This is a genomic window from Nocardia sp. NPDC051750, assembly GCF_044453135.1.
Classification (GTDB): Bacteria; Actinomycetota; Actinomycetes; order Mycobacteriales; family Mycobacteriaceae; genus Nocardia.
In genome coordinates this window covers 949572-971693 of record NZ_JBITCK010000001.1, presented here as the reverse complement: position 1 = coordinate 971693, position 22122 = coordinate 949572, and the positions used below count along the sequence as shown (strand labels likewise).

Genomic DNA, 22122 nt, shown 5'->3' with positions numbered 1-22122 from the left:
ATTCGGCGGTTCGGGTTGTTCCGGTAGGACGTAGTTCCCGGAACAACCCGAACCGAGCGCCTACAGCGGCAGCAGGTGGTGTTTGCGCGGGTTGCGGATCACCGTCTTGTCCCGCAGCAGGTGGAGGGCGCGGCGCAGTTCCAGCCGGGTCTGCGACGGCTCGATCACCGCGTCGATGAACCCGCGTTCGGCCGCCACCCACGGCGTGGCCACGGTGGCGTTGTAGAAATCGACCAGCTGCTTGCGGACGGCGTCTTTCTGGTCCTCCGGCGCCGCGGCGATCTGGGCCGCACCGATCAGGCTCACCGCGCTCTCGGCGCCCATCACCGCGATACGGGCGGTCGGCCAGGCCAGGTTCACATCGGCACCGCACTGCTTGGAGCCCATCACGGCATAGCCACCGCCGTATGCCTTACGCACGACCACGGTCACCTTCGGCACCGTGGCCTCCACGAACGCGAACAGGAAGCGGCCGCCACGTTTGATGACGCCGATCTTCTCCTGTTCCACACCGGGCATGAAACCGGGCGTATCCACCACGAGCACCAGCGGGATCTCGTAGGCGTCGCAGAGCCGGATGAAATGGGAGGCCTTGTCCGAGGCGCGGGCATCGAGCGCGCCCGCGTACACCATCGGCTGGTTGGCCACCACGCCCACGCTGTGACCGTCCACCCGGGCGAACCCGGTGATGATGTTCTTCCCGGCTTCCGCGCCGTATTCGTGGAAATTGCCGTCGTCGAAGATCCGCAGCAGGACATCGTGCATGTCGTAGCCGGCATTGTCGGAGTCCGGAACGAGGGAATCCAGTTCCCGATCGGAATCGGTGACCTCCGGCTCCAGGCCCGGGTTGATGACCGGCGGCAGTTCCTGGCAGCTGGTCGGCATATACGACAGATACTCGCGCACCCAGGCAAAGGCCGCGGTCTCGTCCTTGGCGATGTGGTGGATATTGCCGTACTGGGCCTGCGCGTGCGCACCGCCGAGTTCTTCCAAGCTCACATCTTCACCGGTGACCTCGCGGATCACCTTGGGCCCGGTGACGAACATATGGGCGGATTCGATCGCCACCACGACATCGGTGTTGATCGGCGAATACACCGCCCCACCCGCGCAGTTGCCCAGGATCATCGAAATCGTCGGCACCATCCCCGACAGCGGTTCCTGCCGGGTACTCAGCTCGGCGTACCAGGCCAGCGAGGACACCGCCTCCTGCACCCGGGCGCCACCGGAATCGTTGATACCGATCATCGGGCAGCCGACCTTGGCCGCGTACTCCATGATGGCGGCGACCTTCCGGCCGAACATCTCGCCCACCGACCCGCCGTAGACGGTCTGATCGTGCGAGAACACCGCCACCGGGCGACCGTCGACCAAGCCGTGCCCGGTCACCACACCGTCCCCGTACAGCGAGGACTCGTCACCGGGCCGGCGCACCAGCGCACCGATCTCCATGAAGGTGCCCGGGTCGAGCAGCATATTGATCCGGTCACGGGCGCTGGGAATGCCCTTGCGCGCCCGCTTCGCCACGCCGGCCTCGCCTGCCGGTTCCTGAGCGAGCTCCAGTCGCTTCCGCAGGTCGGCGAGTTTTTCGGCGGTAGTGCTCACTTGCTCCCTTTCACGCCCGTTACGTCGATCTGGGCGAGTTTAGCGGTGAGGTCTTCGCCGATCCTTCCGATCCTGGGTTCATCGATGATCTGCAGGTGATCGCCGGGAATACGGACGACCTCCAGGTTCGGCACGTACTCGTCCCAGCCCCCGTTCGGGCGACGCTCCGCATAGCGCGGCTCGAGCTCGATCGCACCGTCGTGGTAGCGGTCGGCCAGATAGAGCACCACGGTGCCGTCGTAGTTCGAGGGCTCGACCTCTGCCAGCGCCCGATGCTCGATCCATGAGGTCTTCTGATGTTCGAGAACCCCACCCGGGATCTTCGCGCCGGTCATCTTGATGAGGTCGGCGATCATCGTGAACTGCTGATCGTCTGAGGATTCGGCGAGCTCCCGCAACTGGTCGTCGTCCAGCTCACCGTCGATGTTGTAGGTCTTCTTGGCGAACGCCTGGTAGCGCTGCATCCGCCGGAACCGTTCCTCGGGGCTGTCATCAGCCGGTTCCGCGGGAATGGCGAGGTCGATGAGACCGACCACCCGGACATCGGCGCCCTCGCGGCGCAGGATCTGCGCGACACCCATCGCCAGCACCGCGCCCAGCGACCAGCCGTAGAGGACGTACGGTCCGTCCCCCTGCAGCTTGCGCAGTTCGGGAACGTACTCCCGGGCCCGCTCCTCGATCGAGCCCTCGACCCGTTCGAGCCCGTACATCGGCGTGCCCTCGGGGAGCCGCTTCAGCAGCGGTTCATAGACCAGGGTGTTACCGCCCGCCGGATGGAAAACGAAGACCGGCACCTCGTCCGAGCCCTCGGTGCGGGCACGGATCGGACGGACGAACCCGTCCACGTCGGCACCGCTGTCCTGCAGGTTGCGCACGATATCGGCCAGCTGCTCGATGGTTTCGCAGTCGAAAATATCGTCGACGGAGACCTCGGCGCCCACCCGGTCGGTGAGCCGGGCCGCGAGCTTCTCGGCGGTGTCCTCGTCCAGGATCGGCAGGGTGTTGAAGATCCCGCCCGCCGATTCGCCGGTGATCGTCGCCCAGGCCGCGTAAGTCAGCCGTTCCGCGGCGTCACGTGGCGGAACGTTCTCCTCGTCGGAGCCTGTGTTCGCACCACCCCCGAACACCGCGGCACCGGCGGCCGGAGCCGGTTTCGCCGCAGCCGCGGGCGCATCCTGTCCGGCGGTCACCGGCTCGTTTGCGACGTCTCCGGTTACGGCATCCGCGACAGCGCGATCCGATTCTGTTCTGGTAGCGGCCCCCGCGGATTTCGCGGCCGCGGCAGCGCTGTCCGATGCCGAAACGGCGGTACCGGACGCCGATTCGGTTGCGGCGTTGGTCGAATCCAGTTGCGCCGGAGATCCGTCGGTTACCGGAACCGCGGCGGTCCCGGTGCCTGCCGTCGCCTGATCCAGGGCGGCGACCGGATCCGCACCCGACTCCATGGCTGCCTTGGCCGCGGCGACGAAATTATCGTCCACGTTCAGCGCGCCGGATTCCCCGGACGCCTGCTTCTCGGCCATATCCCGCACCTCGTCGCGGTGCTCGATCGCGTAGTGCAGCACCTTGCCGACCTCGTGCAGGCTGGCGTCGCGCACCGCCGAAATCTGCAGCTGCGGGATATCGAATTCGTATTCGACCCGGTTCTTGATCCGCATCGCCATCAGCGAATCCAGCCCGAGTTCCATGAGCGGGATCTCCATCGGCAGATCCTCGACCGCGTAACCCATCGATTCGGCGACGATCAGCGCCAGCCGCTCCTCGACGGTCTGGCCGCTGTCCGGGCTCCACCGGTCCCCGAAACCCGCGGTATCCACCGCGTCGAGAACTTCCGGTTCGGCGGTGACCGCCGCCGGTTCCACCGCGGCCGATACCGCGGGCGTCGCGCCGGAGGTGACGACCGCGTCGAAAAGCAACCGGAACTGTGCGCCGTCACGGGCGTGCACCTGCACCGAGGCACCGCCCGGATGCGGAGTGAGGGTGGTGGTGAGCGTCCCGGTCGCCGGTAGCGGTGCGTGCGCGATACTCGCGCCCAGGTTCGCGTCGGCGAGCACCTGTGCGGCCGCCGACTGCACCAGCGCGGGGAGACCGTCGACCGCCGCGGCCTGCACTTCCCACACGTGCCGTCCGTCCGGCAACGCGACCGAGGCGCCCGGCACCCGGGAACTGCCGCCGGTCGAGAAAGCGCTCACCTTCGGCCAGTAGTGCTTACGCAGGAAGGCGGTCCGGGGAACATCGGCGTAAGGGCCGGCCGGGAGCAGCGAACTCAGGTCCACCGCGTGTCCGTGCACGTACAGCTGTGCCAGTGCCGTGATGACCGCCGCCGATTCGTCTTCCTTGCGTTTGAGCGTCGGAATCAGCTGGGCGTCGTGCACGCCGGCGGCGAAGGTGGTGCCCATGACCTGCATGAGCGCCACCGAATTCGGGGCCAGTTCGAGGAAGGTCGTGACCCCGGCGTCGACCGCGCGCCGCACCGCGTTGGTGAAGTACACGCTCTCGCGCATGTTCCGCACCCAGTAGGTTTCCGTGTGCACCGGGTCGTGACCGGGCGCGTAGTACTGCTCCTTGTCGACTGTCGAGTACAGCCCGACCGTGGGTTTCGTCGGTTCGATCCCCGCCAGTTCGGCGGCGAGTTCGCCGAGCAGCGGATCCATCTGGGACGTGTGCCCGGCGCCCTTGGTCTGCAGCACCCGGCTGAACTTCCCGGCTTCCTCGACCCGCGCGACGATCGCCGCGACCTGATCCACCGGACCACCGATCACCGTGTTGGTGGGCGCGGCGTACACAGCCACCTCGACATCGGGGAATTCCGGCAGCATGGCGGCGATATCGTCGGCGCTCAACTCCACCAGCGCCATATTCCGGACATCGGCGTCGGTGAGCATCTGCTCGCCCTCGTGCATGAGCCGGGAGCGCGCGCAGATCACCCGGACCGCGTCCTCCAGCGGGAGCCCGCCGCTGATGTACGCGCCGGCCACCTCACCCTGGGAGTGTCCGACCACCGCGGTGGGTTCGGCCCCGTGCGCGCGCAGCACCGCGGCGAGCCCGAGCTGAATGGTGAAGGTCCCGACCTGGGACGTGCCGATATTCCAGTCCTGGGCGTCGTCCAGCATCAGCTCGCGCACCGAGTAACCGGCCTCGTCCTGCACGAGCTCATCGACCTCGTCGACGGTACGCCGGAAGATCGAGTTCTCCTGGTAGAGCTGTTTGCCCATCTTCCGGTGCTGGGCACCGAACCCGGCCATCACCCACATCGGCCCCTGCGCGGCAGGCGCGTCGGCGGTGAAAACACCCGGCCCGGGTTTACCCGCGGCGATCGCTCGCAGACCGGCGACGGCCGCGGCGTGATCCTTGGCCAGCACCACACCGCGTGACCGCCAGTGACTGCGTTTGGCCAGGGCACGGGCGACGTCGGCGAGCGGGGTGCGCTGTCCCGCTTCGCTTTCCAGCCAATCGGCCAGGTCGGTGGCCGCACGGCGGCGACGCGAGGGCAGATAGGCGGAGACGGCCAGGATCACCGGCAGTGGTTCGTCCCGGTCGGTCGACCATTCGGGTTCGGGGGCGGCCTCCGCGGTGACGGCCTCCGCCTCGGCCACCACATCGGTGCTCTCCACCTCGAGCGCCTCGGCACCCGCCGCGTCGTCGACCGGCTCTTCGGCCGCGGCGGCCGGGGCCACGTACTCCTGAACGACGAGGTGCGCGTTGGTGCCGCCGAACCCGAAACCGGAGATACCGACGGTCGCGGTCCCGCTGTAGCGCGGGAACGGGGTCGGTTCGTCGACGACCTTCAGTCGTGCCTGCTCGAACGGGATATACGGGTTCGGCCCCGCGTAGTTGATATTGGCCGGCAGCACATCGTTCTGGAACGCCATGATCACTTTGGCGAGACCGGCCGCGCCCGCGCCCGATTCCAGATGCCCGAAATTGGTTTTCGCCGAACCCAGCAGAGCCGGAGCGTCGGCGGCACGACCGGCACCGACGACCTGGCCCAGCGCCTGGGCCTCGATCGGATCACCGATCAAGGTGCCGGTGCCGTGGGCCTCGATGTAGTCGACGGTGGAGGGCACGATCCCGGCGTCGCGATAGGCGCGGCGCAGCACATCGGCCTGGGCATCGGGATTGGGGGCGAGAAGTCCGTTGGACCGGCCGTCGCTGTTGACTGCCGAACCCTTGACCACCGCGAGAATATTGTCGCCGTCGCGTTCGGCGTCGGCGAGCCGTTTCAGCACGACCAGGCCGGCGCCCTCGGAGCGGACCATCCCGTCCGCGTCGGCGGAGAACGCCTTGATCCGGCCATCCTTGGCGACCGCGCCGATCTTGTCGAAGCCGAGCGTGGTCATCGGGATGAGCAGCATGTTCACGCCACCGGCCAAGGCCACGTCGGCGTCGCCCGCGCGCAGCGCCTGCACCGCTTGGTGCACCGCAACCAGGGTCGAGGAGCAGGCGGTATCCACTGCGACCGACGGGCCGCGGAAATCGTAGAAGTAGGACACACGGTTGGAGATGATGCTGCTGGCGCTGCCCGTGATCTTGTAACCCTCGGCCGATGCCGGGACATTCGGATCGGTTTCGCCCAGGCTCATCGCCGCGATCAGCTGGAAGTCGGTGGTCGAGGTGCCGATGTACACCCCGACCGGTTCGCCGCGCAGATCACTGGCCGGGATCCGGGCGTGCTCCAGCGCCTCCCAGGTCAGTTCCATCATCAGTCGCTGCTGCGGGTCGATCCGCTCGACCTCGACCGGCGACATCGCGAAGAATTCGGCATCGAAACCCGTGACCACGTCCTGGTCCAGGTAGCCACCGCGGGTATTGCCCTCTGCCACGGCCTCCGCCAGCTGCGGTTCGCCGAGGAACTCCGCCCAGCGGCCCGCCGGGCGCTCCCGGATGGCATCTCCACCGTTGATCAGGAATTCCCAGGTCGATTCCGGGGTGTCACCCGCACCGGGCAACCGGGTCGACAGACCGACGATCGCGATATCGTGCGCGTCGCCCGGGGCGTATCCGGCGGTATAGAACTGGTCATCGGAGGCCTCGAGGGCGGTCTCCGACGGACCGTTGACGATCACTTCGGCGAGCGAGGCAATGGTCGGATGCTGGTAGATGACGGTCGGGTTGAGCACGACCCCGGTGAGATCCTCGATCTCGCCGCCGAGTGCCAGCGCATCGCGCGAGGCGAGGCCGAACTCCTCCATCGGCCGGTCGACGGTAATCTTCTCGACCGGCTGGCCGGTGGCCTCGGCGACCCAGCGCTGCAGCCAGTCCCGCAGTTCCGCGACCGACATCTCGGTGGCCGCGGCGCCCTCCCCCGCGGTACCACCCTCCGGTGCGGTGGGAAGGTTCTCGGTCGTATCCGGCGACGTGCCCTCGTTATCAGCCATCAGTCCTCAAGCTACCTGTCTGTACGCGGTGCTGGGCAACAGCCTGCATCGCAGGGATGGGTGGTCGGCAACCGCCGGCGCCGTGGCGGTCACGCGGGGCCCCACCGCCGCTGCGTTACCTCCTCCGGCACTTCGCTCAGCCGCCTATTTTCCCGGACGCCACATCGAAGCCGCGACCGGGCTCATTCCTCAGGTGCATCGGGGAACGCCTGCTGCGTGTAACCGCCGCGCAGCGTGCCCTCGACATAGGCGGTCTTGCAGGCGCGGCGCGCGATCTTTCCGCTGGACGTGCGCGGAATCGAACCCGCGGGCACCAGGAGCAGATCGCGCACGGTCACCCCGTGCCGCTGGGAGATCGCCGCCCGGACCGCGTCCGCGATCGGCAGCGGATCGGCCTTCCCGGCACCCGGGCCCCGCTCGGCCACGACGACGAGCTGCTCGGACGCATCGTCGGCGTCGAACTTGAGGCCCGAATGGCTACCCTGCGCGAACACCTCGGCCGGCAGCTGATTGGCCGGAACCGAGAACGCCGCGACGAACCCGGGCCGCAGCGCGGTGCTGGCTTCCTGCGCGGAGAATTCGAGATCCTGCGGGTAGTGGTTGCGGCCGTCGACGATCACCAGATCCTTCACCCGGCCGGTGATGTAGAGCTCGCCGTCGAAGTACACGCCGTAGTCGCCGGTGCGCATCCAGTTCGCGTCCGCGTCCGCGCCCTCGGCATGGCTGCCGTCCGCGAGCCGCTCGGCGACCTTGTTCCGGAACGTCGCCTTGGTTTCGTCCTCCCGGCCCCAGTACCCGATGCCCATATTGTTGCCGTGCAGCCAGATCTCACCCACGTGGCCGTCGGGCTGTTCCCGCGGGGCGCCGTCGACCGATTCCGGATCGACGATCACGGCCCACTGCGAACGCGCGACATAGCCGCAGCTCACCTGAGCGATCGCGTTCTCGGAGCCCGGCTCGACCTTGACCATTCGTCCGGCGTTCAGCTCGTTGCGGTCGACGTAGGTGACCTTGGCTTCGTCCTCGGACTTGGTCGCCGAGACGAACAACGTGGCCTCGGCCATGCCGTAGCACGGCTTGATGGCGGTCTTCGGCAGCCCGTACGGGGCGAAAGCGTCGTTGAACTTCTTCATCGACGACGTGGTCACCGGCTCGCTGCCGTTGATCAGGCCGATGACATTGGACAGATCCAGCGATTCGCCGTTCTTCGGCAGACCACGCACCGCGGCATGCTCGAAAGCGAAGTTCGGCGCGGCCGCGAAGGTACCCGCGCCGTCGGAGGCGGCGGCCAGCTCCTTGATCCAGCGGTGCGGCCGCCGCACGAAGGAAGCCGGCGACATGATGGTGATGAACTTGCCGCCCACCGCGGGCAGGATCACCGTGAGCAGACCCATATCGTGGAACAGCGGCAGCCAGGTGACACCGCGCGAGTTCCAGTCCAGGTTGATGGCGTCGACCATCTGCAGCAGGTTGGTGCCGACCGCGCGATGGGTGATCTCGACACCGGCGGGGGTCCGGGTGGAACCCGAGGTGTACTGCAGGTAGGCGATATCGTCCACCGCGATATCCGGGCGCACCCAGCTCTCTCCGACACTGTCGGGGATGGCGTCCACGGCGATGATGCGCGGCCGCTGCGCGGCGGGTAGCGCGCGGAAGAACTGGCGCACCCCGGCCGCGGCCGAACTGGCGGTGAGAATGGCCGACGGTGTGCAGTCGCCGAGCACCGCGTGCAGCCGATCGGTGTGACCGGGCTCGTCGGGATCGAACAGCGGCACGGCGATCGTGCCCGCGTAGATGGCGGCGAAGAAGGAGATCACGTAGTCGAGCCCCTGCGGTGCGAGCACCGCCACCCGGTCACCGGGCTTGGTGACCTGCTGGAGTCGACCTGCCACCGCGCGCAGCCGGACACCGAATTGCTGCCACGTCAGCTCGTGTACCTCGCCGTCGCGCTCGCGCGAGTAGTCGATGTAGCGGTACGCCAGCGTGTTCGCGTCGTTGCGGGTGTGCATCTCGACGTGATCGACCAGGGTCCGACCATCGGGAATGGTGATGTTCCCGTGCTCGTCCAGGTAGTCGTCGAAAGTCTCGTCCATTCCTTCTTCTCCTCCGAGGCGCACGCGGCAACGGCACGATAACCGTTATTTACTGTGTGGGCCCCGACTCGCTTCCGCCGCGGTGCTCGCCATCCGGGAGCAGTTCCCGCGGGTTCGGTGTGCGGCCTGCGCGGTGACCGCTATCGGCTAAATGTTCTCAAACCAGAGACATGTTACAGAGAATGAGCTAGTCACTCCTCCCGGAGCAAGGGAATCACCGGCGCGAACGCATCCATCTGGGTGGGATATATCCCGATATAGGACATTCCCGTGAGTTGACGCACCCGCCGCATCTGCTCGGCGATCTCCTCGAACGTGCCGATGGCCACATACGGGGAATTCAGGATCTGCTCGACAGTGAGCTGGACATCCACCTCGAGGTCGGGAAGCTGGCCGCGGTCCAGGGCCGCGAGCGCCATTTCCGCCATCTTCTCCCGGTCGTCGGTGACGACGATCGCGGTAACCGCCCAGTTCAGCTCGATCTGGGGGAACCGATCCCCGGCGGCGTCCTTGATCAGGTTCACCTTCTCGATCGTCTTCTCGAGGGTGATGCTGGAGAGCAGGCCCTTACCGTTCGGCGTGGTGACCGGCACCACCGAGATGATGTCGGCGTGTTTGGCGGCCAGCTTCAGCATCCGCGGCCCGCCACCACCGGTGCACAGCGGCGGACGCGGACCCTGCCGCGGCCGTGGGGTCCCCTTGACGCCGTGCACCTGGTAGTACTTGCCCTCGAAGGTGCATTCCTGCCCACGCAGCAGCACATCGAGAATGGTCAGCGTCTCGTCGAGCTTGGCCAGGCGGATCCCCGGGCGGTCGTAGTCCAGCCCGGCGGCGGCGAACTCGTCGGCCTTCCATCCTGCCCCGATACCCACCTCGAGCCGGCCCTTGGACAGGACATCGATGGTGGCCAGATCCTTGGCCAGCACGACCGGATGGCGGAACCCGTTGGCCAGCACCGAGGTCCCAAGCCGGATCTTGTCGGTGGCCTGGGTCAGCGCGCCGAGTGCGGCAATGGGACCGATCTGGTCACCGAGATGGTCCGGCACCACGAAGGTGTCGTAGCCGTACTCCTCGGCCTGCTGCGCCGTCTGGATGAACTTGCGGGCGCCGCCTTCCTGCTTGTTCCCTTCGCCCGCGGCCGCGAATCGGAACTTTCGCAGCGGAGTGCCCAGCGCGCTCAACTCATCCACCGATGCGGCGGCTTCTGTCATGAACTCATGCTCCTGGATATCGGAAGTCCCTGCGTATCCCGGCCGGCGCAGGGTCGGGATACGCGATCACCAGCGCACTTTACAGCGTGCTGCGGGTAAGGGAGCACGCTGCGTGCGGTGAATTGTCACAACGGGTCGCTGGTGCCCCGCCGTACCGCGCTACCAGGCACAACCGCGCCGCGTGCCTGGACCGCCCAGTCGTCCGCAGGTGTCTGGGCCGGTGCGCGCCCGCATCCCCGGACACCGATCGGCGACCGTTCGAGCCCCGGCAGGCCGGGTCACGAATGGGGCGGGACCGGTGCGCTGTCGACCAGGCCGATCGCCCAGTTCGCGGCCCACTGAGTGGCCGTCGTACCGTCGGAATCCACCACGAACCCGTGGTAGAGGCTGTGTACCGGATTACCCACGGCCTGGGCGAGCGTGCCCAGACTGCCGAAGATATTGCCGGGACTCAGGGCATTGCGCGGCGCGTCACAGATCAGATCGCCGGGCGCGCAAATGGTGTACACCCGGTCGGCGAGATCGCCGAAACCTTCCTCACGTGGTCCGGTCATGGTGATCCCGGGCACGCTCAGACCGCCCAGCGCGATCTCCGCGCCGATCCCCGGTGGCGGTGTTCCCACCTGGATCGGCTGTCCCGGCCCGGGCTCACCGGACCGGCGGCCGTCGGCGATCAGGGTCACGCCGAGCACGCGGTCCGCCGGGACCGGGCCGTTGCCCTTACCGATCTGCTCGGCGATATCCCCGGCGATCACCGCACCCTGCGAGAACCCGGCCAGCACATAGGTGGTGAGCGGGCACTCCTTGTGACGCTCGGTCAGGAAATCGAACGTCCGACGCATACCCTCGGTCCGCGAGACGTTGTAGGAAGCCTGACCGTCCGGCGGGAACGCCACCGGATTCGAGAACTGCGCCACATACGGGACGGTGTACACATCCACCCGTTCGGCCGGGAACTGCTCACGCACCGGGTTGCTGATGTTCAGCATGAGCGACGCCGGGTTGGCGGCCGGGTTGTAGGGGTCGTCGGTACTGCTCGACTCCCAGGTACCGGGCACCGAAACCATCTGCACATCCGGACAGCTCGCCGGCTGGCTGGTCGGCTCCTCCGGGCCCGGCCCCGGACCGGGCGGCGTCGGCTCCCGCAGACACCCGGCCAGCATGTACCAGAGCACCACCACGATGACGAGCCCGGCAACCGCGACCGCGAGCAGCGTCAGACAGCCCGCCGGCCGCGACCGACGGGATCCGCTACGTCCCCTACTCACCGGCAGCCACTAGCAGTAGTGCGCTTTGGCGGTATCGATATAGATGCGTCCCGCCTGTTCGACCGGCATCTTCGCCGGATCGAAGGTCGAATCCGACCCCGCCATCGCGGACACCCAGGTGAGCAGATCCGCGTCCGAGACGCCCTGCGCGACAGCGTCGCAGACGAACCCACCGGTACTGAGCGCGACATCCGGGCTGGACGGCGTAACGCCCTGTTTCACCAATTCGTCGATAAAGGTCTGTTCCTTGGGACCGAGTTCCGCCGCTTCGGTTTCCTGCGGCGGCACCGGTTCGGGCCGCTCCGGCTCCTCGGCCGGAGCCTCGGGCGCGGCGCTCTCCTCCGGGGCGGGAGCGGGCGCCGGGGACTGCTCCTCGGGTGCGGGAGCCGGCGCCGAACTCACGGACGGTGCGGCGGCCGGGGTCGAGAGCGTGGGCGTGCTGGTCGCGGTCGATTCCTCGTCACCGCAGCCGGCGAGCAGTCCGGCGGCCGCCACGGCCGCCACCACACCGAGCAACGTGCCTCGGGTCCGATACATACATTCCATCCTGTGTTCCGGCGCGCGGTTGCGCGCGGGTCCACGGCCACCCGCCTGGGGTGCCGCCGAACCGTTGGTTTGGCCGTCGGGTTGCGTCCGGGCCCGGCAGGTTACTGCGGGCCGCGATCACCGAGGGTAATACCTGTGTTTTCGGCGCGCTGGCGCGCGCGGGGTTTCGCCCCCCTCGGACCCTGCTTTCAGCCCTCGCGACTCGCGGTCATCGCGGGACCCGGCAGCATCGGTCCTCGTGCCGATCGCCGGTGTCTTTCGCCTTGCTCACCCGGTGTCTGTCACAGACCGTGCAGTTCCGCACGGTTGTCCCGGACAGTGATGAATCCGTGCTGGAAGTTCTGTTGTGATCCGCCCGGGATGGCGAATTCGTCACTGATCGGGAAACCCAGCCGGCCGTTCTCGAAACCCGCGTCGCGCCACACGTCCATGATCGGGCCGTTGCGCACCGCCCAGGCACCCGACAAGGGGCTCCAATAGATATTGCCGCCCTCGAATCTGCTGTACCGGCCGAGATCCTTCAGCGGGAATTCCGGGGCGGCCGGGAATCCGAGCCAGCTGTTCTCGAAGCCCAGTTCGGCGTATTTGCCCAGGATGAGGCCTTCGACGCGGTGTGCTCCGGTGGCGGGACTGAAATAGAACGGGCCACCTTCGAACGATTGCACCGCGCCGTCGCGGTTCGGTGTCTTCACCTCTGGACCCACCGGGTACTTCGCCGGCCCGCCCTCGAACCCCTGACGACCCCATTCCGCCAGGATGGCACCGCGCACCATTTGCGCGCCGGTTTCCGGAGTCCAGTACAGCGCGCCCTGCTGGAACGGCTGGAAGCGACCGCGGCCGTCCGGCAGGGGTGCTTCACCGCCGACCGGCAATCCGAGACCTCCCTGCGGGCCGGCGGCCGCCTGGTAGCCGCCGCCGATGCGGCCCGCCACCGGGTGCGCGCCGCCTTCGGGGGTGTAGAAAACACGCCCGTGCCGGAAATCCTGAGCGAGCCCGCCGGGTACCCGGTATTCACCGGTGAGGCAGTCCCCGAGCCAGCCGTTGCCCGCGACGACCACGTCGATGGCACCGCCGGATACGCATGCCGGTTTCGCGGCGGGGACGCCGAGCGCGCTCGCCGCTTGCGCCCAGGACTGGCGCATTTCGAAATCCCAGTACGGCCAGGTGTGGGTTCCCGCGGATCGATAATTGACGGTCGCGGGAATGTGCAGTTCATGGAGTTTTCCGATGAAATTCTGCGAGGTGATCAGCGACAGTGTCTCCAGACCTGTCCCGAACATATTCGTGCTCACTCCGGGGATCTCGGAACCTTCGTCGTGTTTGCCGGAGGCGCCGGTCCCGCTGGAAATATAGAGGGATTTACCTTTCAGGCGGTCGGCCAAGTACAGCGGGTCGTGCTCCTCCCACTGCGGGCTGCCCGGCGGCCCCCACATCGCCTCGGCGTCGAATCCGCCGGCGTCGGCCATCGCGAGCTGGATCGCCTGGGGCATACCGGTGCTGGTGGTGGTGAGGAATCCGGAATAGGAGGCGGCGAACTTCGCGAAATCGGGGTTGCGGGCGGCCAGGAACATCGCGGCGGTTCCGCCCATCGACAGTCCGGCGATACCGCGGGTCGAGGTGGCCCGCCATTGGCTTTCCAGCAGCGGCGGAAGTTCCTTGGTGAGGAAGGTTTCCCACTTGTAGTTCTTGCCGTTGTTGGGTTGCAACCAGTCCGAATAGAAGCTGGCCTGCCCGCCGACCGGCAGCACCGTGGTGACATTCTTGTCGGCGAAGAAGTCGACCGCGCCGGTTTCCTTGATCCAGCCACTGTCGTCGTCGGTGGCGCGCAGGCCGTCGAGCATGTACAGCACCGGGAACTTCGCGTTCGGCTGGGTGTTCCAGTCCCGGGCCAGCAGTAGCCGCACCTGGATCGGGGCGCCCATGGCGGGCGAGTTCACCCAGACCTCGACATGACGGTCGGAATGCCAGACGACATTACGGATCGTCGCCGGCGCCGCGGCCGCGGTGGGCTGGGCGGGCGCCGGGACCTGAGCGGCGGCGAAGGGCAGCACCAGTGCGGCCGCCAGAACGGCGAGGCCGCGCCGGGTACGTCGACCGGACCGGCCGGTTGTCCCCCCTCGTGCGCGATTCTTCCCTGCCACACACTGTTTGTACCGCCGCGAGGCGCGGATACCCGGTAGACGCGCGGGCAGCAAATCAGTTGTTCGCCCTGGCCACCCGGGAATGCAAACGGCGCCACCTTCTTCGATACGAAGCACGTGGCGCCGTTGCGGGGTGCTATCGGTTCAGCGGCAACCGATCAGCGTGTCTTTCGATCACCAGCCGTTGGTGGAATCCAGGAACATCTTGCGGGAAGCGAAGAGCTGGCTCTCCCAGTACTTCCAGGAGTGCGTGCCCACGTTCGGGAAGTCGAAGTGGGCGTCGATTCCCAGCGAACGCAGCCGCGCCTGGAAGGCCCGGGTGTTCACCAGCGACAGGGCTTCCAGCGCCATGGCGTTACCGGTATTGAACAGCCCGACCGCACCGGCCGGCTTATCGTACGGGCCCGGCAGGCCGCTGGCGGCCGAGATGTACATCGGCAGGCCGCGCAGCTGCGGCGCGAACACGAACGGATCCATCCGCAGCCACTGCGGGCTCCACGGGGCGGCCATCGAGTCGACGTTGAAGCGGCCCGCGTCCAGCATGGCGATCCGGATGGCTTCCCGCATACCCGGCGCCGAGATGTTCAGGTAGCCGGAGTAGGCGGCGGCGGACCTGAACTGATCGCGGTGGTAGGCGGCCAGGGTCAGCGCAGCGCTGCCACCCATGGACAGGCCCGCGATCGCGTTGTTGGTGCGCGATACGCCGTGGCCTTCGAGGAAGGCGGGCAGTTCCTGGGTGAGGAAGGTCTCCCACTTGTAGGTGAACTTCTGGCCGTTGGTGTTGCTGGGCGAGTACCAGTTGGCGTAGAAGCTGGACTGTCCGCCGACCGGCATGATCAGCGTGATGTTGTCGTTCGCGAACTGCTCGAGCGCGTTTGTCTCGAACGACCAGGCATTGCGGTCCTCGCGAGCACGCAGGCCGTCGAGCAGGTAGAGCCCGGCGTTACCGCCACGCGCCGCCCACTGCACCTGAACCTTGATCGGGCCCATGCTGGAGGGAACCATGAGTTCCTCCAGGCCGGCGCGATGCACCGGTGACGCGGGTGCGGCCAGCGCGGTGGTCGGAGCCGCGATACCCGCAGCGACCGGTAGCGCGAATGCTGCCGCACCGATAGCCAGAATCCGGTTACGCCAACCGCGAGGTGCCCGTGACCGCCCCATACTTCTCTTCGGGCCGGCTGCCCTGCCGAAACGCATGAATTCTGCTCTCTTTCTGCTGTTGTGGTGTTGTCCGCCACCGCTGCGTGGACAACACCCCGTTATTCCTCGGCGGCGCCGGCGACCGGTCCCGACCAACCTCTGGCCGACAGCGCTACAACGATCTGGTCACAGATGTGCTCGCTGGACCTTATTCGACCTCATCCGGCCCAAGCAAGGCCGTGGTGATCGGATGGTCGAAATCCGCCGTGAGAACGCTGTGATCGTCCCGTGACGATACCTTGCCGGGGCGTTGATGTCTCGGCGGGCCGGGATATTCGTCCGTTATGGAAATCGGGCCTCGACCGGGGGTTGTGTAACGGAATACCAACCACGGACGAATTCCTATCGACAGCAGTGTGCCCGCCCCCGCGGCAACCCGGGGAGCGGGCACAATGCGGTGGTCGCGGAGGTCCCTGACGCGACCCCGCGACCGCCGGTTATCCGATATTCGCGGACAAATCCGGAATCATCCGGTACACCTCGGCTTGCCAGTACGTCCAGGAGTGGATACCGGTGCCCGGGAACGAGTAGGTGACATTGTTCGCACCGAGCGACATCATCCGCAGCTGGAACGACCGGGTATTGGCCAGGGCCAGGGTCTCCAACGCCATCCCGTTGATCGTGTTGCCGTTGAACCCGTCGACCGGGATATCAGGAAGCCCGCTACCAGCGGATATCCAGAGCCGGGTGTTGTGATCGCGCAGTAGTGGCGCAAAGACGAAGGGGTCCATCCGCAGCCATTGCGGACCCCACGGCGGTGCCATCGAATCCACGTTGTAGCCGCCGGCGTCGATCATGGCCATCCGGATCGCCTCGCGCATACCCGGTGCGGAGATGTTCAGGTAGCCGGAGTACGAACCGGCGAAACTGAACTGGTCGGGGTGGTAGGCGGCCATGGTGAGAGCACCGCTGCCACCCATCGACAATCCGAATACACCGTTGCGATACGGGTTGAATCCGAGCCGGTCACGCAATGCCCAGCGCAGATGCTGGGTTACGAACGTCTCCCAGGCGTAGCGATAGCTTTTACCCGGCCCCTCGGAAATCACGTTGAGCGCGCCCGATCCGGACGAGGAACCGGTCGGCGGGGCCCCGAAGAACGAACTCGGCGCATTCCAGTCGGCGTAGAAGCTGGACATACCGCCGACCGGCATTACGACGTTGATATTCCAGTCGGTGAGCGCATCGGCGACATTGGTGTCGAACTCCCAGCCGCTGTGCGTTTCCGGGGCGCGCATCCCGTCCAGGGCGTAGACCACGCGATTGGTATTACCGTCCTTGGCCCGGAAGATCCTCGACCTGATCGGACCCATCTCCGGGGAGTTCACCACGAAATCGAATCCCCGTGGGTTGGGCGCCGCCTGGACCGGGCCGGTCGCATCGGACAGCGCCACCGCGAGTGGGGCCAGCAGTGCCACCGTGATCCCCAGCGCCCAACGTCCGACCCACCGCCGGGGTCGTGCCGATCTGAGCCTTCGCGCACTTCGCATTCGACTAGACCTTTCGCCTGGACAGCCGGACAGCAAATCACGAGCTACGCTACCGGCCCCATCTCGGATACATAGACCATGACTACCGCGAGAACTCGGAAGTCGTTATCTGGATACATGTTCCTGGTGTATCAATCGACCAGATGCAGGTTCATGTTGCCAGATAGTGTCGCAGGTCACATGCATCTTCGTGGCGGGTATGCGTTTCCGTTTCCGGATACCCGCGCGGGCGACTCCGGCAACGGTTGCGCAATGTGGCCGGGCGAGTCCGGTCCCAGGCCTGACTTCGTTCAGGCGGTATCCATCGCGGCTGAGCGAGGCCCGACGAAGGGCCGACATCCTGAGGCGGAGGCCGAAGCGCGGGCGAAGGTATCGCACTACCGCCTCCGGGCCTGACTCGCTCAGGCTGTATCTAACGCGGCTGAGCGAGGGCCCTGCGTGGTGACGCTGCGCTACTGCCTCCGGGCCTGACTCGCTCAGCCGATATTCGCCGACAGGTCCGGAATCATCCGGTACACCTCGTCGGTCCAGTAGTGCCAGTTGTGCACGCCGACGGCCGGGAAGTCGTAGGTGATATTGGATGCGCCCAGCGTCATCATGCGGGCTTGGAAAGCCCGGCTGTTGGCCAGCGCCAGCGCTTCCAGCCCCATGGCGTTCACGGTGTGCATGTCCAGCCCGTCGGCCGCCCCGGGCAACCCACTCCCGGCCGAGATCCACAACCGGGTGTTGTGGGCGCGGAGCAGCGGCGCGAACACGAACGGGTCCATCCGCAGCCACTGCGGGCTCCACGGCGGCGCCATCGCGTCGATATTGAAACCGCCGGCGTCCAGCATGGCCACCCGCAGGGCCTCACGCATACCGGGGGCCGATACGTTCAGGTATCCGGAATAGGAAGCCGCGTAACGGAACTGATCGGGATGGTAGGCGGCCAGCGAGAGCGCCGCGCTACCGCCCATGGACAACCCGAATACGCCGTTTCCGTTGGGATTGAAGCCGAGCCGGTCGCGCAGCGCCCAGCGCAGGTCGCGCGTCAGGAAGGTTTCCCACTTGTAGGTGTTCGACCGTCCCAGGCCGGCCGCCGAGCCCGAAGCCAGCCCCGAACCCGAATCCGCTGCCGAGCCGGTTTGGTCGCCGGCACTACCGGAACTGCCCAGGCCGAAGAAGTTGCTCGGCGCGTTCCAATCTGCGTAGAAACTGGAACGGCCGCCGACCGGCATGACCACGTTGATATTCCATTTGGTCAGCTCACGCGCGACATCGGTGTCGATTTCCCAGCCGCTGAGGTCGTCCCGGGCGCGCATACCGTCCAGGGCGTAGACAACCCGGCCGGTATTCCCGTCCGCGGCGCGGAAGACCCGGGATTTGATCGGGCCCATCTGCGAATCGACCCAGAAGTCGAACCCGAAACCGGGGTCGTACCGCGCGGATGCCGGGGCATCGGGTCCGGCGACCGAACCGCCCACCGGTAGCAGAATCGCCAGGGACAGCAGGGCCGCTCGTTTCAGCCGGTCACCCAGCCGCGCCGGGCTGCCGGTCCGCCGGCCGCGGCCGATAACGCCTCGCATTGCTCCCACCCTCCGTCGTGCGATCCGCCGATCGCGAAGTCCGACACCGGTCCCCGGCTCCCTAGCGAGCGGGGACCACCAGACGCCAGCACCATAGCGTGACGGGGTATCACACGCCTGCCAGGAGTGCGAACCTTCCGTCTCGGTGCCGAAAGGCTATCAGCGAACAGGCAGCTCAGCGCACAGGCGGCACCGGGTCGATCAGACCGCAGCGTTGTATCTCATACTCCGGGACACGATCGATTCGGTACGAGGCGAAATCGAACGCGTGCAACAGGTTGTGCTTGAAACGCTCGAACGTCAACGGCCCCTTGTAGGACAGCATCAGGGCGTGGGTCTGCGGGCAGGACATGGCGACATGGGCCTGTTTCACCCAATCCTCGTCCATGTACCAGGGCAGCCACGGTTTACGGTCCACCATGCCGGTTTCCACGATCACCCAGTCCGGGTAGAGGCTCTTGTCGTGGCCGATACGTCCGTCGGTGAGCCGTTCGGTATGCGCGGCCAGCGGGAAGGCCAAGCCCATCGGATCGATGACGCGGACATCCAGCGGGACATTCATACTGGTCATCCCCAAGTTGAGGAAGTAGACCGTATGTCCCGCGCCGCCCGGCGGGATCGGAATCGGCGGCGGGGCGATGTACCAGAACATGAACGAGGGCGAATTCAGCAGCAGCCCGCCGTCCGGCGTGTTCTCGATGCCCTCCACCATGGGCCGCATCCGCGCGTAGTCGAGGTAGTCCTCGGCCAGAATCGGGTGATCGTGGCCGGTGTTGAGCACGTAGTAGATACGTTCGTCCACGATCCCGGATTTGTTGATCGTGGTTCCGGTCTTGATCGCGGTGGTACCCGAGGCCAGCAAGGCCCACGCGATCGTGCCGGCCAGTGCGACCACCAGAATCCCGAAGGCCGGTGCCTCCCGGCGCGTCAGGGCACGGACGCCGCCCTCCGGCAGGCGCAGCGGAATCACCGCGACCGGCAGCAGGAACAGGAACAACTGCGGCAGCAACATCCGGCCGTGCATGAAATCGCCGCCGACCCGCAACGCGTACACGGTGAGGATCACCGCGGCGCTCAGCACCAGCGTGACCACCGCGGCGGGGGTGCGCAGCCATTCGCGCAACCGCCGGATCCGGCCGGGCCGTTCGCGTTCCGGGTTCTGTTCCGCGGCCGGGTCCACGACAACCGGTGTGACGCTGCGCACCCGCGCCGCCACCAGGCCCGCGATCAGCAGGACGACGAGCGGTACGTAGAGGTAGTAGGGCCCGGCCAGGTCCCAGAGATAGGTGAAACCCTGCCCCCATTTGGCCCCGCCCGCGTCCTTAGCGACCGCGGTGTTCGGGTACGGCAGCCCGTAGTAGCCCATTCGCCAGATCTGGTAGCCCAGCGGTACGGCCCCGGCCACCGCGATGACGATCCCGCGCAGCAACCACGGGCGCAGGCGGGAGGCGGGCATCGGGGCGAAGAAGATCAGCAGCAGGGCCAGGCCGCCGACCACCGTCATCTCGGGCCGGATCAGCGGTGCCAGCCCGGCGAGGAAAGCCAGCCCGAGCAGCCCGGGCACGCCCGGCCGCTCCGCCTTGCTCCAGCGGATCAGCAGCAACCACAGCAGCGCCAGCCAGCAGATGACCAGGCAGTTCTCCAGCCCGGAGGTCACATAGTCGCGGGCCGGGGGCACGGCGATATAGGCGAGCGCGCCGGCCGGTAGCAGGAGCACCGACGATGCCGGGCCCCACAGCTTGCCGGTGCCGAGCATGGCGAACAGCACGGCGAGCAGCGACAGGGTCAGCGCGACCCCCAGGACCACGTACTCGAGCCGGGCCTGCGTCAGCCAACTGAAGAACCACACGATGTAGGTCCACGCCGTGCTGGTGTTGGTCTCCACCCGTTCGCCCACGTTGAACACCGGGCCGTTGCCGGCCAGCAGGTTACGCACGGTGCGCAGGACGATGAGACCGTCGTCGGCGATCCAGCGCCGCTGCCAGCCGCCGTAGGCGAACAGCGCGAGGGTCACCACGATTCCGCCGGCGAACACCAGACGCGGTGTTCGGGCGGCACGCGCCGACGAGCGCGGCTGCTCGGTGGCAGCCCGCTCGTCGGGCTTTTCTTTTTCGGCTACCGCAATCTCGTCAGAAGAGATAGACAGCGACACCTACCGCTCCGATCCAGGCGATGGCAAGCAACTGCAGGACGCGGTCTCCGAGAGCGATCTCTTCCGGTTCCCCGGCCTCACCACCGTCGACATCCACGGCGTACCGCAGGATCGCGATGGTGAACGGGATCATCGAGAGAGCGAACCATTCGGTGTCCTTGGCGGCACCCTGTTCGAAGGCCCACAATCCGTAGAAGACCACGACCGCCGTGGCGGCCAGGCTCCACGCGAATCGTAGATAGGTCGGGGTGTAGTACTCCAGCGATTTGCGAATTTTCGCACCGGTGGACAGTGCCAGCTGTAGCTCGGCATACCGTTTGCCGGCCGCCATGAACAGCGATCCGAACGCCATGATCAGCAGGAACCACTGCGACAGCGGGATACCGGAGGCCACACCGCCGGCGATCGCGCGGAGCAGGAAGCCCGAGGACACGATGCAGATATCCAGGACCGCCTGGTGTTTGAGCCCGAAGCAGTAGGCCAGCTGGACACCGACGTACACACCGATGGTGACGGCCAGCTGCCAGTTCGCCAGGAAGGAGAGCCCGACCGACCCCAGCAGCAGGAGCGCTGACAACCCGAAGGCCAGGTTCACCGGAACCACGCCGGCCGCGATCGGCCGGAACCGCTTGGTCGGATGTGCCCGATCGGCCTCGACGTCCATCGCGTCGTTGGTCAGGTAGATACCCGAGGCCGCCATGCAGAAGACCACGAACGCGATCGCGACATTGCCGAGCACGTCCAGATCGGTGACCGATCCCGCCGCCAGCGGAGCCGCCAGCACCAGGACGTTCTTGACCCACTGCCGCGGCCGGACCGCCTTGACCAGGCCGCCGGCCAGCGTCTTCGGAGGGCCCTTGACCTCGGCTTCGGCCAGATCGGCGCCGGTGGGCTCTTCACTCATATCAGGCAGCGCCTTTTCGTCTTGTACGGTCACTGTCGAGTCTCTTTTCGGCGGCCAGCAGGACGGCGGCGGACGCGGCACCGAGAGCGGAACCGGCGAGCACATCGGAGGGGTAATGGACCCCTAGCACGACCCTGGACAGCAACATCGGCGGTACGAGCACCGCTGGCAAGGGTAGCCCGGTCAATTTTCCGAGCAGCACCGCCGCCGCTGTTGTCGAGGTCGCGTGCGAGGACGGAAAGCTCAACTTGCTCGGCGTACTCACGTTGACCTGCACCGATGGTGCGTTCGGTCGCGGCCGGCGAACAATGCGCTTGATCACGATGGAGGCGGCGTGGGCCCCCACGGCGCCGACCGCGACACCGGCCCACTGCCGCCGGCGTGGCTTATCGGCGAGCGCCCCCGCCGCGGCGATCGCGACCCAGCCGAGCGCATGCTCCCCGAAATGGGACATACCGCGCGCGGCGGAGATCACCGGCGGAGTCGCGATGGCGCCCTGGACCGCCTCCAGGATCTTCACCTCGGGTGGCGTACGCACGGCGCTCGAGTCCTGCAGGCTCGGATTCATC

General features: G+C 66.9%; 13 protein-coding genes. All 13 read right to left on the bottom strand.

The genetic code is table 11. The features are described from left to right. Positions 1-60 precede the first annotated feature (60 nt). Positions 61-1605: an acyl-CoA carboxylase subunit beta gene (locus ACIA75_RS04145; protein WP_397099711.1), complete on the bottom strand. Its 1545-nt coding sequence runs from the start codon at positions 1603-1605 to the stop codon at positions 61-63. Next, positions 1602-6983 carry a polyketide synthase Pks13 gene (gene pks13 / locus ACIA75_RS04140; protein ID WP_397099709.1) on the bottom strand — a complete coding sequence of 1794 codons (5382 nt, stop codon included), beginning with the start codon at positions 6981-6983 and terminating at the stop codon, positions 1602-1604. Before pks13 ends, ACIA75_RS04145 begins: the two co-directional genes overlap by 4 nt. Before the next feature lie 182 nt (positions 6984-7165). Continuing rightward, positions 7166-9076, bottom strand: a complete 1911-nt coding sequence (gene fadD32 / locus ACIA75_RS04135) for a long-chain-fatty-acid--AMP ligase FadD32 (protein WP_397099707.1) — start codon at positions 9074-9076, stop codon at positions 7166-7168. A 191-nt stretch (positions 9077-9267) separates the two neighbouring features. Continuing rightward, positions 9268-10287, bottom strand: a complete 1020-nt coding sequence (locus ACIA75_RS04130) for an LLM class F420-dependent oxidoreductase (protein WP_397099705.1) — start codon at positions 10285-10287, stop codon at positions 9268-9270. Positions 10288-10565: 278 nt separating this feature from the next. Continuing rightward, a complete protein-coding gene (locus ACIA75_RS04125; RefSeq protein ID WP_397099703.1) occupies positions 10566-11555 on the bottom strand; it encodes a cutinase family protein in 990 nt (329 codons plus the stop codon). Positions 11556-11564: 9 nt separating this feature from the next. Next, a complete protein-coding gene (locus ACIA75_RS04120) occupies positions 11565-12092 on the bottom strand; it encodes a DUF732 domain-containing protein (RefSeq protein ID WP_397099701.1) in 528 nt (175 codons plus the stop codon). 290 nt (positions 12093-12382) lie between these two features. After that, positions 12383-14242, bottom strand: a complete 1860-nt coding sequence (locus ACIA75_RS04115; RefSeq protein WP_397099699.1) for an alpha/beta hydrolase-fold protein — start codon at positions 14240-14242, stop codon at positions 12383-12385. A 174-nt stretch (positions 14243-14416) separates the two neighbouring features. Beyond that, positions 14417-15403, bottom strand: coding sequence for an alpha/beta hydrolase (locus ACIA75_RS04110; protein WP_397099697.1), 987 nt, complete (start codon positions 15401-15403; stop codon positions 14417-14419). Between the two features lie 476 nt (positions 15404-15879). After that, positions 15880-16932 carry an alpha/beta hydrolase gene (locus ACIA75_RS04105; RefSeq protein WP_397099695.1) on the bottom strand — a complete coding sequence of 351 codons (1053 nt, stop codon included), beginning with the start codon at positions 16930-16932 and terminating at the stop codon, positions 15880-15882. 476 nt (positions 16933-17408) lie between these two features. Next, on the bottom strand, positions 17409-18497 hold the full coding sequence (locus ACIA75_RS04100) for an alpha/beta hydrolase (RefSeq protein WP_397099693.1): 1089 nt from the start codon (positions 18495-18497) through the stop codon (positions 17409-17411). Between the two features lie 175 nt (positions 18498-18672). After that, positions 18673-20649 carry a flagellar motor control protein ZomB gene (gene zomB, locus ACIA75_RS04095; protein ID WP_397099691.1) on the bottom strand — a complete coding sequence of 659 codons (1977 nt, stop codon included), beginning with the start codon at positions 20647-20649 and terminating at the stop codon, positions 18673-18675. Then, positions 20627-21553 carry a decaprenyl-phosphate phosphoribosyltransferase gene (locus ACIA75_RS04090; protein WP_397099689.1) on the bottom strand — a complete coding sequence of 309 codons (927 nt, stop codon included), beginning with the start codon at positions 21551-21553 and terminating at the stop codon, positions 20627-20629. The genes zomB and ACIA75_RS04090 overlap by 23 nt, the downstream gene beginning before the upstream one ends. A gap of 1 nt (position 21554) precedes the next feature. Continuing rightward, positions 21555-22121, bottom strand: coding sequence for a phosphatase PAP2 family protein (locus ACIA75_RS04085; protein ID WP_397099687.1), 567 nt, complete (start codon positions 22119-22121; stop codon positions 21555-21557). Between the last annotated feature and the right edge of the window lies 1 nt (position 22122).

Coding starts and splice junctions, on each gene's coding strand:
- pks13 (WP_397099709.1), bottom strand. CDS start 6,983: ATGGCTGATAACGAGGGCACGTCGCCGGATACGACCGAGAACCTTCCC.
- fadD32 (WP_397099707.1), bottom strand. CDS start 9,076: ATGGACGAGACTTTCGACGACTACCTGGACGAGCACGGGAACATCACC.
- ACIA75_RS04130 (WP_397099705.1), bottom strand. CDS start 10,287: ATGACAGAAGCCGCCGCATCGGTGGATGAGTTGAGCGCGCTGGGCACT.
- ACIA75_RS04120 (WP_397099701.1), bottom strand. CDS start 12,092: ATGTATCGGACCCGAGGCACGTTGCTCGGTGTGGTGGCGGCCGTGGCG.
- ACIA75_RS04110 (WP_397099697.1), bottom strand. CDS start 15,403: ATGGGGCGGTCACGGGCACCTCGCGGTTGGCGTAACCGGATTCTGGCT.
- ACIA75_RS04105 (WP_397099695.1), bottom strand. CDS start 16,932: ATGCGAAGTGCGCGAAGGCTCAGATCGGCACGACCCCGGCGGTGGGTC.
- ACIA75_RS04100 (WP_397099693.1), bottom strand. CDS start 18,497: ATGCGAGGCGTTATCGGCCGCGGCCGGCGGACCGGCAGCCCGGCGCGG.
- ACIA75_RS04090 (WP_397099689.1), bottom strand. CDS start 21,553: ATGAGTGAAGAGCCCACCGGCGCCGATCTGGCCGAAGCCGAGGTCAAG.
- ACIA75_RS04085 (WP_397099687.1), bottom strand. CDS start 22,121: ATGAATCCGAGCCTGCAGGACTCGAGCGCCGTGCGTACGCCACCCGAG.